A 13177-nucleotide genomic window follows, 5' to 3' on the forward strand; every position below is an offset into this window, starting at 1 on the left:
CGCTTCCCGCGTCTCGCCGGCCGTCCGGACCGCAGGAGGTACCAGATGACCACCGCCGGAGACATCATGCACCGCGGCGCCCAGTGGATCCCTGGCCACGAGACGCTGGACCGGGCGGCACAACTCATGAACCGCCTCAACGTGGGCGCCCTGCCGATCAGCGACGAGAACGAGCGCCTCTGCGGCATCCTCACCGACCGGGACATAGTCGTGGGCTGTGTGGCGAAGGGGCACGATCCCGCCAAGGTGACCGCCGCCGACATGGCGCAGGGCACTCCTCGGTGGATCGCCGCGGACGCCGACGTGGGTGAGGTGCTGGAGGAGATGAAGGGACACCAGATCCGCAGGCTGCCCGTGATCGAGAACAAGCGGCTCGTCGGGATGATCAGCGAGGCCGATCTGGCGCATCACCTCTCCGACACGCAGATCGCAGGCTGGGCCGAGAGCGTCTACGCCCAGGGCTGAGTGGTGCGAGGCGGCGCGGGAAGCCGGAGCGGCGGCATACGCAACCGTCATGGATTCGGCTTCGGTGGATGCAGTGGATGCAGTGGATGCAGTGGATTCAGAGGACTCGGCGGACTCGGTGGATTCGAGCGAGTAGCGGTTCATGCTGTGTGTACACCGGCCGAGGCGCCGAGGTTCCCGGTTCCGCCGAACCGAATCGATCGCGCTCGCCCCCTCGACCGCACTCGAGGGCTCTGCACCGTTCTCTGCCGGGCTGCCCGACCGCGGTGAACCCGCGCCAGTCGCACCCGGCCGCGCAGCAGTGACGAATCGGGCCGCCGAACGGCCCGCAAAAGGCGATCGAACCAGGACAAACTGGAATGATCGCCGCATGACCCAAACCGACAGCCACCTGCTCGGACACCCACAGCCCGAGCAGCCCGGCGACGTACCTCCCACTGCCGACCCCTCCAGCCCCCCGCACGCCGCCGCAGCCCCGCCCCGGCCCGCAGGACAGCCGTCGCCGCCCCCTCCGCCACCGTCCCGGGGCGCCGCGCTCGCCGCGCTGCTCGACCCCGCGACGATGCGCCGGATCGACCGCCTCGGCCTGACGACCGGCTGGCGGTGCTGGGTGGTCGAAGCGGGCGGTGACGCGCTCGTCGGCCTGCTCGCCAAGAGGGTCGGTCCGACCGGCCGGGTCGTCGCCACCGACCTCGACGTGTCGTGGGCCCGTTCCCCGATTCGTCCGCCCCTCGAGGTGGTCCGGCACGACATCGGCCGAGACGCGCCGCCCGGCGAGGGCTTCGACCTTGTCCACGTACGCCTTGCTCTCGCTCATGTCCCGGACCGGGAACAGGCGTTGCGCACCATGATCAGGGCATTGCGCCCCGGTGGCCGACTGCTCGTGGAGGAGGCGGACCCGGCGCTGCAGCCGTTGCCCTGCCCCGACGAGTACGGCGCCGCGCAGCAGTTGGCGAACCGGATCGGAAAGGGCTGCGCGGCGGTCCTCGCCGGCCACGGCGGCGACCGGGCGCAGGGTCGGACATTGCCCAGGTTGTTGCGCGAGTACGGCCTCGTCCAGGTCGGAGCAGACGCTCATTTCGCGCTGTCAGGGCCTGAGGCGGCTGCGCTGGACGCGGCGACCGTAGGCGAGTTGAGGGATCGGCTGGTCACCGGAGGCTGCGCGAGCGACGCCGAGATCGACCGCCACCTGGAGCAGCTCGCGTCCGGTGCGCTGGAGGTGGCGGCGCCGCCCCTGGTCTCGGCCTGGGGACGCAGGCCGGCCCGCTGACGGTCGGGCGCACCGGCTCCCGGACGGAGAGGGCCCTCCGAAACCGTCCGCGCCGTCGACGATCATCCCGGCGCGGCGGTCGGTCCCGGCCGGGCGCCCACCCGTTGAACGGCCGCCGCCCCCGCGCGGCAGCCCGCCGCCGCAGCTTCGGCGTCCGAGCGCCCCGCGATGCGCGCCGCGAGGAAGGCGCCGGTGAACGCATCACCGGCGCCCGTCGTGTCCCGAGCGGTCGCGGCCACCGGCGGGACGCGCCGGGCGGAGCCGCCGCCGGCCCGTGCCAGAAGTGCACCGGACGCCCCGAGCTTGACGACCACCAACGGGAAGACGCTGCTCAACTTGGCGGCCGCATCAGCCGGTTCGGGAAGCCCCGTGAGTACCGTCGACTCGTCCGCACTCGGCAGTAGGACATCGGCCCCCGCCACCGACTCGAGGAAACCCTTCACGCCGGACTGCCGCAGAAACCCGGTCGATGCCGGATCCACACTCACCGCAACGCCCGCGGCGCGCGCCGCCCGCAGCGCGGTGACCGCGAGCGAACGGCTCGGCTCCGCGAAGAACAGATAGCCCGACAGATGCAGATGACCGACACCGTCGAGCAGTTCCGGCGACCAGTCGGACGGTGAGATCCGCAGCACCGCGCCGCTGTCGCTGAGGAACGTACGCTCCGCGCGCGCGTCCACCAGGCAGATCACCGTCCCCGTCGGCACATCCTCGTCGACGACGAACTGCGGCCGTACACCCGAGTCGCGCAGCACGCGCGCGTGGCCGGCGGCCGCTTCGGCACCCACGCGCGCGAGGAGACGTACGTCAGGGCAGCCGTGGTGGGCGGCCCAGGACGCCACATTCGCCCCCGCTCCGCCCGGCAGCGTGACGATGTCGGCGGCCGTGTCGGTGCCCGGTGCCAACGGTGTCCGGTGCCGGGCCACCACATCCGTCACGACATCGCCCACGACCAGCAGTGCCCCGCTCACGCGACGCACGCAGCCGCGATCCGAGCGGCCAGCGACACGTTCCCGCGCACGGCGGCCAGATTCGCCTCCAGGGAAGCCCCGTCGGTGTGGCGCATCAAGTAGTCGAGCAGGAAGGGCGTCACTGCCTGCCCCGTGACGCCGTCGGCCGTGCAGGCACGCAGTGCGTCGTCGAGCACGCGCGCGTGGAGCACGGGATCGAGCTGCTCGGACTCCGGTACCGGATTGGCGACGATCAACGCCGAATCAGGGCCCTGGAGTTCGTCCTGGGCGCGGATCACGGCGGCGACCTCGGTGGGGGAGTGCAGCGTCCAGTCCACGGACAGGCCCGAGTCGGTGAGGTAGAACCCGGGGAACCGGTCGGTGCGGTAGCCCGCCACACAGACCCCGAGGGTCTCCAGCCGCTGCAGGGTGGCCGGCACGTCCAGGATCGACTTCACACCCGCACAGACGACGGCGATGCGGGTACGGGCGAGCAGCCCCAGGTCGGCCGACTCGTCCTGGGCCGACGTCCATTCACGGTGCACCCCGCCGAGACCACCGGTGGCGAACACCCGCACCCCGGCCCGAGCTGCGACGAAGGCGGTCGCGGACACCGTGGTGGCCCCGCTAGCGCCCGTGGCGAGGGCTGGTGCCAGGTCACGGTGCCCAAGCTTGCGGATGTCCTCGCCGCCCGCGACACGTTCCAAGCGGCTCTTGTCGAGGCCGACCCGCACCCGGCCGTCGAGGACCGCGACGGTGGCAGGTACCGCGCCCTGCCGGCGAACCAAGTCCTCGAGTTCGAGGCCTACTTGGAGGTTGCGCGGCCGCGGCAGGCCGTGCGCGATGATCGTCGATTCGAGCGCCACCACGGGAAGACCCCGCTCCAGCGCGTCGCGCACCTCTTCGGACAGCACCAGCATGTGTGGCCTCCCGCCAGCCGCATGGCCCGGTGGCCCTGCACGCGGACGACACCGGGTTCGTACTCCTGATCCCTGGCAGGCCCGGGACATCGCCAAACCCGCGGCGCCACGTCCGCTCCCAGCCGTCTCGCGCGTGGAGGACAGCACCAGGTGGTCACGGCATCGGGGGCATACGGAAGCACCGCGCACCGAAGGAGCGCCACCGGTGGCGGCAGCGCTAGCCGCGCGCGCCGTCGCCCGCCGAGGCGCCGCTGCCCGTCGTCTTCCCGGCCGTGCCTCCCGGACGGATCGCGCGCAGCGCGAGTGCGGCCGGCGGCAGCAGCAGGAGGGCGGCAGCCAGGTTCAGCCAGCCGTACCCCGCCTGCGCCATCAGCAGGCCCGCCGCGGCGCCGCCCGCTCCCGCCGCGGCGTTGCTCAGCAGATCCGACAGGCCCTGCACCGCGGCCCGAGAGGCCCCCGGTACGGATTCCGTCAGCAGTGTCGAGCCGGAGACCAGGCCTGCGGACCAGCCGAGGCCGAGGACGAACAGGCCCACCGCCGTCTGGGCGTGCCGAGGTCCCGCCGTCCCCGCGAGGAGCGCGGCGCAGCCGAGCAGTCCCAACGAGAGCCCGATCACCGGGAGTCGGCCGAGCTGGTCGGTCAGCCGTCCCATCACCGGCGAGAACGCGTACATGCCCGCGATGTGCCCGCTGATCACCAGGCCGATCAAGTCGATTCCCGCCCCGTGATGCCCGAGGCCGACCGGCGTCATCGACATGATCGACACCATCGCGGTGTGCGAGACGGCCACCGTCACCAGGGCCAGCCTCGCGCGCGGGGACGCCCCGACCGCGGCCAGACCCGCCCGCAGCGAACGGCCCTCGGGAGAGGCGTCGTTGCCGGGGTCGAGGGCACGTGCGGTCAGGAGGGGATCCGGTCGCAGCAGGACGGCCACGAGCAGCGCCGAGAGCAGGAAGACACCTCCTGCCCATACGAACGGCCCGGCCGTGTCCGGGATCCCGAGGCCCGAGACGCTCCGGCCGGCAGGGGCCGCGATGTTCGGCCCGAGGACCGCGCCGATCGTGGTCGCCCAGACCACGTTGGCGATCGCACGCGCGCGACGCTGCGGTTCGGCGAGGTCGGCGGCCGCGAACCGTGCCTGCAGATTCGCCGACGAGGCCGCGCCGAACCCGGCGAGGCCGGCGAGCAGCAGCGGGAAGCTGCCGACGGCGGAGGCCGCGACGACGACCGCCGCGCCGACGGCCCCGATGAGATACGCCAGGACGAGCCCCGGGCGCCTGCCGCGGGCAGCCATCAGCGCGGCCAGCGGCATCGACAGCACCGCGGTTCCGATCACGCTCGCCGTCGGAGCGAGCCCCGCCAGGGCTTCCGTCCCGCTCACGTCCTTGGCGAGGATCGTGGCCAGGGCGACAGCCGTGGCCACTCCGAGGCCGCCGAGGATCTGACTGGTCACCAGCACTGCCGTCACCCGTCGGCGCAGAGCCGGCAGATCTGCGGGCACGACGGGTATCGCGGGGCGGTCGGCGGTCGTCACCCAGCGGAGTGTGCCAGCAAGCGGCCGGGCGGCCACGTGATTTTCCGGCCGTCAGAACAGCGGCTGCGGCAGGACGCCCTCGAGCGCCAGGAGTTGACGCTTCGTCTCGAGGCCGCCGCCGAAGCCGCCGATGCCGCCGTCGCTCTCCACGACGCGATGGCAGGGCACCACGACCGGCAGCGGATTGGCCCCCATGGCGAGCCCGACCGCCTGGGCGGCGCCCGGCTGGCCCACGCGTGCGGCCAGATCGCCGTACCCCACCACCGAGCCGTACGGCACTCCGGCAGCCAGCTCGGACAGGACCTCCTGGTGGAAGCGGGAGGCGAGCCGCCAGTCGAGGTCGAGCGTGAAGGTGTGCAGCTCACCCGCGAAGTACGCGGTGAGCTGGCGTATCGGCTCGGCGAGGCGGCTCGAGGCGGAAGCTTCCTCGGCCTCGACGACCTCGCCGTCGAGGCGCGACGCGAGCCGCCGCAGCGCGGATTCCCGCACCTCGTCGTCGGCGTGGAAGGCGACCAGGACCAGCCCCTGGGCCGTCGCGGCGAGGAGGAGTGGGCCGATGTCGCTGTCGACAACGGCCCACTCCGCGGCCGGTCCGGCCGCCTGCTCAGCACGGTTGGTGTTCACGCCGACCACCGTACGACCGGGCACCGACAGTGCCCCGGGGCGGCCGGCTCGTTCAGCCTGCGACCGCGATCAGCCCTTGCCGACCGCGGTGCCCACCACATCGGGAGCGTTCGAGATGATGCCGTCGACGCCGTAGGCGGCGACCCGTACCGCGTTCGGGATGTCGTCCACCGTCCACGTGTAGATCTCCAGGGGCTTGTTCTTCGGGCCCTTGAGGGACTGGATCGCCGACACGTAGTCCGCGGAGATCGTCGTGTGCGAGGAATTGATCTGGTCGGCGAACTTCGCGTACTCGGGGAGGTCGGCGACCGCGGGCGTGCCCAGGAACCCGGTCTTGATGTCGGGGCGCAGGCTGTGCACCGTACGCACGCTGGCGGCGTCGAAGCTCTGGATCACCAGCTTGCGCTTGACGTGCTGCCGGTCGAGCCAGCCCGACCTGCGCAGCTCGCGCAGGGTCTGCTTCTCGATGCCCGGGTACAGGTCGGGAGCCTTGAGCTCGAGGACCAGCTTCTGGTCGTGGCGCGACACCCGGTTCATGTACTGCTCGAGGGTGGGCACGCGCGCGCCCGCGTACTTGGCGTCGAACCAGCTGCCGGCGTCAAGCTTGGCGATCTCGGCGGAGGTGAAGTCGGCGACGTTCCAGGGGGCGCGGTCGGGGAAGACCTCTTCGACGTTCGTGGTCCGGGTGAGGGTCGTGTCGTGCACGACCACGAGTTCGCCGTCCTTGGTCCGCTGGACGTCGTTCTCCACCCAGCGGACGCCCAGTTCGGCCGCCTTGTCGACGGCGGCGAGCGTGTTCTCCGGTGCGTAGGCGGACGCTCCCCGGTGGGCGACGACAACGGGCTCGTCGGTCGTGCTGTCGGCGTGGGCGGTGGCGGCGGGGAGCAGCAGGGCCGCCGCTCCGACCAACGTTGCGGTGCCGGCGGCTGCGACGCGTGCGTACACATGAACTCCTCGGTCTGGTAATCAGTGCCTGACCGAGAGTGACAGCCGTTGGTCAACGGCAGACAGGCGCAACATGGCCAAGGGCTGAACGGAGTTGCCCCAGTGGGCTGAGGCCCGTGTGGCGTGTGCGATTCTTTGGCGTGAATCGCTCGTGCGTTCCCAGAAGGGCGCCCTGCCGCTCGACCACGACCACGGGGGCGGCCGTGGGGAGCGCAGCGGCACACAGTCGGGGAACACGGGTGGGAGGGCGACCGCGCATGCAGGGCACGATCGACGGATTCAGCTACGGGCTCGTCACGCCTGTCGTCGCCTATCTGACGGCTTGTCTGGGCGGCGCGCTCGGACTGCGCTGCACCGCTCGGTCCCTGCTGGTCAGCAGCTCCTGGCGGCCCGGCTGGCTGGCCCTCGGGGCGGCTGCCATCGGCTCCGGAATATGGACCATGCACTTCATCGCCATGATGGGGTTCAGCGTCGCCGAGACGCCGATCTCGTACGACGCACCGCTCACTTTCGCGAGCCTGGCGGTGGCGATCGTGATGGTCGGCATCGGGATCTTCATCGTCGGATACCGCGGTGCGACGGTGATGGCACTGTTCACCGGAGGCACCGTCACCGGTCTCGGCGTCGCGTCGATGCACTACCTCGGAATGGCCGGAATGCGACTGAGCGGCACCCTGGAGTACCACACCCCGACAGTGGCGCTCTCCGTGGTGATCGCCATGGTCGCCGCCACCGCCGCCCTCTGGGCAGCCGTTCAGGTGCGGGGCTGGGCCTGGAGTCTGGCCGCCAGCCTGGTGATGGGGCTCGCCGTGACCGGCATGCACTACACCGGCATGGCCGCCATGAGCGTGCATCTGCACGAGTCCACGTCGGCCGTGGTCGGTGACTCGTCTGCGGACCTGCTCGCACCGCTGATGATCGGCCCGCTGATCTTCTTGCTCATGGCCGGTGCCGTGGTGATGTTCGACCCGGGAATGGTCACGGGCAGGCCGGACTGGAACCGCACGCCCGTCGAGCTCGGACGCCCTGCGCACTCGACGCGGACGCCGTCGCCGAGCGGGCGGGGCGGGGCAGGGTGGCGCCGGGACCGGTGACACAGCCCCGTTGTCAGTGCCGAGTCGTACCGTGGTTGCATGCGGCCCGAAACCAAGATCGAACAGCTCCGCCAGAGCGGCCGGCCCTTCGAGGTCGTCAGCCCGTACACCCCGAGCGGTGACCAGCCCACGGCCATCGCCGATCTGGACCGACGCGTCCGCGCGGGAGAGAAGGACGTCGTCCTGCTCGGCGCCACGGGTACGGGCAAGTCGGCCACCACGGCCTGGATGATCGAGAAACTCCAGCGCCCCACCCTGGTGATGGCTCCGAACAAGACCCTGGCCGCCCAGCTGGCCAACGAATTCCGCGAACTCCTGCCGAACAACGCGGTCGAATACTTCGTCTCGTACTACGACTACTACCAGCCCGAGGCGTACGTCCCGCAGTCCGATACGTACATCGAGAAGGACTCCTCGATCAACGAGGAAGTGGAGCGACTGCGCCACTCCGCGACCAACTCGCTGCTGACCCGCAGGGACGTCGTCGTGGTCGCCTCCGTCTCCTGCATCTACGGCCTGGGCACCCCGCAGGAGTACGTGGACCGCATGGTCCAGCTGAAGGTGGGCGAGGAGTTCGACCGCGACCAGCTCCTGCGCCGCTTCGTGGACATCCAGTACACGCGCAACGACACGGCGTTCACCCGCGGCACCTTCCGCGTCCGCGGCGACACCATCGAGATCTTCCCGGTCTACGAGGAACTGGCCGTGCGCATCGAGATGTTCGGCGACGAGGTCGAGGCACTCTCCACGCTGCACCCGCTGACCGGCGAGGTCATCAGCGACGACCAGGAGCTCTACATCTTCCCGGCCACGCACTACGTCGCCGGCCCCGAGCGCCTGGAGAAGGCGGTCAACGGCATCGAGAAGGAGCTCGAAGAGCGCCTCGCCGAGCTCGAGAAGCAGAACAAGCTGCTCGAGGCCCAGCGCCTGCGCATGCGGACCACGTACGACCTGGAGATGCTCCGGCAGATCGGTTCCTGCTCCGGAGTCGAGAACTACTCGATGCACTTCGACGACCGCGAGCCCGGCACACCGCCGCACACGCTCCTCGACTACTTCCCGGACGACTTCCTGCTCGTCCTGGACGAGTCGCATGTGACCGTCCCCCAGATCGGCGCCATGTACGAGGGCGACGCGTCCCGCAAGCGGACCCTCGTGGACCACGGCTTCCGGCTCCCCTCGGCCCTGGACAACCGGCCGCTGAAATGGGAGGAGTTCCAGAAGCGCATCGATCAGACCGTCTATCTGTCGGCCACCCCGGGCACGTACGAGATGTCCCGCTCCGACGGATACGTCGAGCAGATCATCCGGCCGACCGGTCTCGTCGACCCCGAGGTGGTGATCAAGTCCACCGAGGGTCAGATCGACGACCTGGTGCACGAGATCCGTACCCGCACCGAGAAGGACGAGCGCGTACTCGTCACGACGCTGACCAAGAAGATGGCCGAGGACCTCACGGACTACTTCCTCGAGCTGGGCATCCAGGTCCGGTACCTGCACAGCGACGTCGACACCCTGCGCCGGGTGGAGCTGCTGCGCGAGCTGCGGGCCGGCGAGTTCGACGTCCTGGTCGGCATCAACCTCCTCCGGGAGGGCCTCGACCTCCCGGAGGTGTCCCTGGTCGCGATCCTCGACGCGGACAAGGAGGGCTTCCTGCGCTCCGGCACCTCCCTGATCCAGACCATCGGCCGAGCCGCGCGGAACGTCTCGGGGCAGGTCCATATGTACGCGGACAAGATCACGCCGGCGATGGAGAAGGCCATCGACGAGACCAACCGCCGCCGTGAGAAGCAGATCGCGTACAACAAGGAGCGCGGTATCGACCCGCAGCCGCTCCGCAAGAAGATCAACGACATCGTCGCCACCATCGCCCGCGAGGAGGTCGACACCGAGGCACTGCTCGGCACCGGCTACCGCAAGGGCAAGGACGGCAAGGAAGCGAAGGCCCCGGTTCCCTCGCTCGGCGACAGCAAGGCGAAAGCGGGTGCCAAGGCCAAGTCCAAGGCCAAGGCCGGCACTCCCACGGACCGTCCTGTCGCCGAACTGACCGAGCAGATCGAGGAGATGACCGAGCGGATGAAGACGGCCGCCGCGGATCTCCAGTTCGAGATCGCGGCCCGCCTGAGGGACGAGGTCTCCGAGATGAAGAAGGAACTGCGTCAGATGAAGGAGGGCGGGCTGTCCTGACGGGCCGCCGTCGCCGTACGGCCGCTCCGGACGGCTCGTCCGACCTGCGCTTCGGTACCCGCGGTACCGGTCCGGCGGGGTCGTGGAAATGCTCCCCGGGCGCACGCGGCGCGCTGTGTTGCAAGACCGACACAAATGACCGACCGGGGTGCTGAGGCGTCGGTGCCACTGCGTAGGGTGCTGGACAACCGCACACAGGCGGTTGTTGGGGAATGTTCGAGAGGGGACAGCGCGTGACGGTCAACATGACCAAGGGTCAGGCCATCAGCCTGCAGAAGAACGACGGGGGCACCCTGACCGCGGTGCGCATGGGTCTCGGCTGGCAGGCCGCTCCCCGACGCGGACTGTTCGGTTCGCGCACCCGGGAGATCGACCTCGACGCCTCGGCGGTGCTCTTCGCCGACAAGCAGCCGGTGGACGTGGTGTTCTTCCGCCACCTCGTCAGCGACGACGGTTCGGTGCGTCACACCGGTGACAACCTGGTCGGTGGCGCCGGACAGGGCGGCGACGACGAGTCCATCCTGGTCGACCTGCAGCGGGTCCCGGTGCACATCGACCAGATCGTGTTCACTGTCAACTCGTTCACGGGCCAGACATTCCAGGAAGTGCAGAACGCGTTCTGCCGCATCGTCGACGAGACCAACGGCCAGGAGATGGCCCGTTACACGCTCGACGGCGGCGGCCAGTACACCGCCCAGATCATGGCGAAGGTGCACCGCGCGGGCAGCGGCTGGCAGATGACGGCCCTCGGAAACCCGGCCAACGGCCGTACCTTCCAGGACCTGATGCCGGCGATCCTGCCTCACCTGTAAGGCATCGCAAGGCAGTTGCCGACGCGCGCGGTTCCCGGAGGCGATGGCCTGTCGGGGACCGCGCGGCGGTGCGATCGAGCGCCGACGGAAAGCAGCACAGCCGGAAGACTGTACCGAGGGGGACGAAGGCGATGACGGCCGAGTTGGTCAGGGGACAGAACCACGCGCTGCCCCGGACCCGTCTGGAGATCAGAGTGTCGGCCGGTAAACCGGTCGTGGCGGGTGTGACGCTCAGCGACGTCGACGGCAGGGTCCGCGGTGTCGAGTGGGTGGCGCATCCCGGATCACCCCAGCTCCCCGGACTCGAGGTCTCCAAACAGGCCGCGGCCGACCACCGGCTCGCCGTCGACCTGGGCGCGCTCCCCGACGAGGCGGACCGGGTCAATGTCCTGCTCGCCCTTCCCGTCGGGGCCGGCGGTCCGGTCAACTTCGGTGCGGTGGCCGCCCCGTTCGTCGCGGTCACCGGACTCGACGGCGCCGAGGTGGCCAGCTACACCGTCACGGATCTGGACGCCGAGTCCGCGGTCGTGGCGCTCGAGCTGTACCGCAGACAGGACGCCTGGAAGGTGCGTGCCGTCGGCCAGGGGTACGCGGGTGGCCTCGCCGACATGCTCGCCGATCAAGGACTGCCCCAGGCCCGCGAGCTGGCCTCGCAGATCCTCGACGCGGTGGCCCGCGGAATGGCCCGCTCGGTGGCCGCGCCTCCGCCCCGTACCGCGGAGGCCGACCGGGTCCGCCGTACGGCACCGGCGACGGGCCCCGAGTCCGGGACCGACGGCACACAGACCGGCCTCGCCGGGCCGCAGGGCGGTGGCCAGGGCGGGGGCGGCCGGCACGTCGGCCCGGGGAGCGGCGAGCCGGCCCAGCCGGTGCACGCCCCGGACAGTGCCAGGCCGGGTCAGGACCCGGATCAGCAGTCCGCGGCCGCCCCCACCGGCGGTCCGGTCAACTACACGCACCCCAACCGGCGCACCTCGGCACCGCCCACGCCCCCGCCGGCCGCCCCGGAGCCCAGGCCCGGCGAGGCCGCCCAGCCCGTGGCCGGGGACGCGACCGGCTGGTCCATGGAGGAGCGGCTGTACAACCAGGTCTGGGGCATGTTCGAGGATCTGGCCCGTACGACCGCCGCATACCGCAGCGCAGCGGACTTCGCCGAGTCGCGTATGGACCAGGAGATCGACCGCGCCCTGTCCGACCCGCGCAGCCGTATCGGAGGCCAGGGTGACGCGGCCCGCGATGCGGCCCGTGCCAAGCACTCCGAGCTCGTCGACCAGGCGCGCCAGGCCCTCGACCGCGACCTCGCCCACCTGTCCGCCGAGGCGGACGTGGTGGAACCGGCTCTGCCACCCGCCTTCGCCGCCTGGACCAACCCGGTCTGGCACGGCTACCGCGTCCCGATGGAGACCCCGATGGCCCTGCGCCTCGGCGACCTCCATCTGCCCGAGAGCCCCGACCTGCGCATTCCGATGCTGGTGAGGCTCCCGCTCGAGCGGGGCCTGTGGATCGACAGCGGACGCTCGGGCGCCTCGGGCGCCACGTTCCTGGACGGCGCGGAGCTGCGCCGACGCGCGATGGACACCGCGGTCGCCCATGCGGCGCGGCTGCTCGCGGTCTATCCGCCCGGCGACTTCACGGTGCATGTCATCGACCCGGCAGGCTCGGCGTCCGCCTCGCTCGATCCGCTGGTGCAGTCCGGCGTACTCACCTCGCCGCCGGCCGCCGGTGCCGCCGGTGTGTCCCAGGTACTCGCCGCGCTCACCCAGCGCGTCGATCTGGTGCAGATGGCGATCCGCGGCGGCGCTGCCGACTCGCTGCCGCCGGATCTGGACACCGCCGAGCAGCTGCTGATCGTGCACGACTTCCCGCACGGCTTCGACGACCGGGCGGTGACCCAGCTGCGGTACCTGGCCGACGAGGGGCCCGCCGTCGGGGTTCACCTCCTGATGGTCGCCGACCGGGAGGACGCCTCCGAGTACGGCCCCGTGCTCGACCCGCTGTGGCGCTCCCTGCTGCGTCTGACACCCGTGGCCGACGACCACCTCGCCGACCCCTGGATCGGCCACGCCTGGACGTACGAGCCCTCCTTGCCGCCGGCCGGCAGCCGGGTGCTCACCGACGTCCTGGCGCAGGTGGCCCAGGCCCGGCGCTCCTGGCGCCGCTGAGCGCTCGACCGGCGCAGCGGGGCGTTCTCGGGATCCTGTGCGACAGGGCGGACCGCAGGTGCGGTCCGCCCTGTCGCGTCTCCCACGGAAAGCCTTTTGACCTGCGAACTTGGCATGTGCTTTACCTCACGCTTTACCTTTCCTTGGTGATTCCCGTACTGTTCTAGACGCGGAGGGGAGTACTCCCTGACTGCGGCGTTCCCGTCAATACGGA

General features: G+C 70.9%; 11 protein-coding genes. 6 read left to right on the forward strand and 5 right to left on the reverse strand.

The genetic code is table 11. The features are described 5' to 3' along the window. The first annotated feature begins 45 nt into the window (after positions 1 to 45). Positions 46 to 465 carry a CBS domain-containing protein gene (locus DSC45_RS11175; protein WP_119289644.1) on the forward strand — a complete coding sequence of 140 codons (420 nt, stop codon included), beginning with the start codon at positions 46 to 48 and terminating at the stop codon, positions 463 to 465. A 370-nt stretch (positions 466 to 835) separates the two neighbouring features. After that, positions 836 to 1735, forward strand: a complete 900-nt coding sequence (locus tag DSC45_RS11180) for a methyltransferase domain-containing protein (protein WP_119289645.1) — start codon at positions 836 to 838, stop codon at positions 1733 to 1735. Positions 1736 to 1797: 62 nt separating this feature from the next. Here DSC45_RS11180 and DSC45_RS11185 read toward each other — a convergent pair whose 3' ends face one another. The 5 genes from DSC45_RS11185 to DSC45_RS11205 all read right to left on the reverse strand — a co-directional run bounded on the left by DSC45_RS11185 (position 1798) and on the right by DSC45_RS11205 (position 6708). Next, positions 1798 to 2706 (reverse strand): carbohydrate kinase family protein, encoded by a 909-nt coding sequence (locus DSC45_RS11185; RefSeq protein ID WP_119289647.1) that lies wholly within the window; start codon positions 2704 to 2706, stop codon positions 1798 to 1800. Next, entirely contained in the window at positions 2703 to 3605 is a 903-nt protein-coding gene (locus DSC45_RS11190; RefSeq protein ID WP_119289649.1) for a pseudouridine-5'-phosphate glycosidase, read from the reverse strand. Before DSC45_RS11190 ends, DSC45_RS11185 begins: the two co-directional genes overlap by 4 nt. 217 nt (positions 3606 to 3822) lie before the next feature. Then, positions 3823 to 5139 carry an MFS transporter gene (locus tag DSC45_RS11195; protein WP_119289957.1) on the reverse strand — a complete coding sequence of 439 codons (1317 nt, stop codon included), beginning with the start codon at positions 5137 to 5139 and terminating at the stop codon, positions 3823 to 3825. A gap of 51 nt (positions 5140 to 5190) precedes the next feature. Beyond that, positions 5191 to 5772 (reverse strand): methylated-DNA--[protein]-cysteine S-methyltransferase, encoded by a 582-nt coding sequence (locus DSC45_RS11200; RefSeq protein WP_240434590.1) that lies wholly within the window; start codon positions 5770 to 5772, stop codon positions 5191 to 5193. A gap of 60 nt (positions 5773 to 5832) precedes the next feature. Continuing rightward, positions 5833 to 6708, reverse strand: a complete 876-nt coding sequence (locus DSC45_RS11205; RefSeq protein WP_119289654.1) for a glycerophosphodiester phosphodiesterase — start codon at positions 6706 to 6708, stop codon at positions 5833 to 5835. Between the two features lie 257 nt (positions 6709 to 6965). Between DSC45_RS11205 and DSC45_RS11210 the strand changes: the two genes are divergently transcribed. From DSC45_RS11210 to DSC45_RS11225, 4 genes are all read left to right on the forward strand, one after another. Next, on the forward strand, positions 6966 to 7802 hold the full coding sequence (locus DSC45_RS11210) for an MHYT domain-containing protein (protein WP_119289656.1): 837 nt from the start codon (positions 6966 to 6968) through the stop codon (positions 7800 to 7802). Between the two features lie 39 nt (positions 7803 to 7841). Next, positions 7842 to 9989: an excinuclease ABC subunit UvrB gene (uvrB, locus tag DSC45_RS11215; RefSeq protein ID WP_119289657.1), complete on the forward strand. Its 2148-nt coding sequence runs from the start codon at positions 7842 to 7844 to the stop codon at positions 9987 to 9989. A 233-nt stretch (positions 9990 to 10222) separates the two neighbouring features. Continuing rightward, positions 10223 to 10801, forward strand: coding sequence for a TerD family protein (locus DSC45_RS11220; protein WP_119289959.1), 579 nt, complete (start codon positions 10223 to 10225; stop codon positions 10799 to 10801). 131 nt (positions 10802 to 10932) lie between these two features. Further along, a complete protein-coding gene (locus DSC45_RS11225) occupies positions 10933 to 12963 on the forward strand; it encodes a TerD family protein (RefSeq protein WP_119289659.1) in 2031 nt (676 codons plus the stop codon). Positions 12964 to 13177 lie beyond the last annotated feature (214 nt).

This window comes from Streptomyces sp. YIM 130001, assembly GCF_003574445.1.
GTDB lineage: Bacteria > Actinomycetota > Actinomycetes > Streptomycetales > Streptomycetaceae > Streptomyces.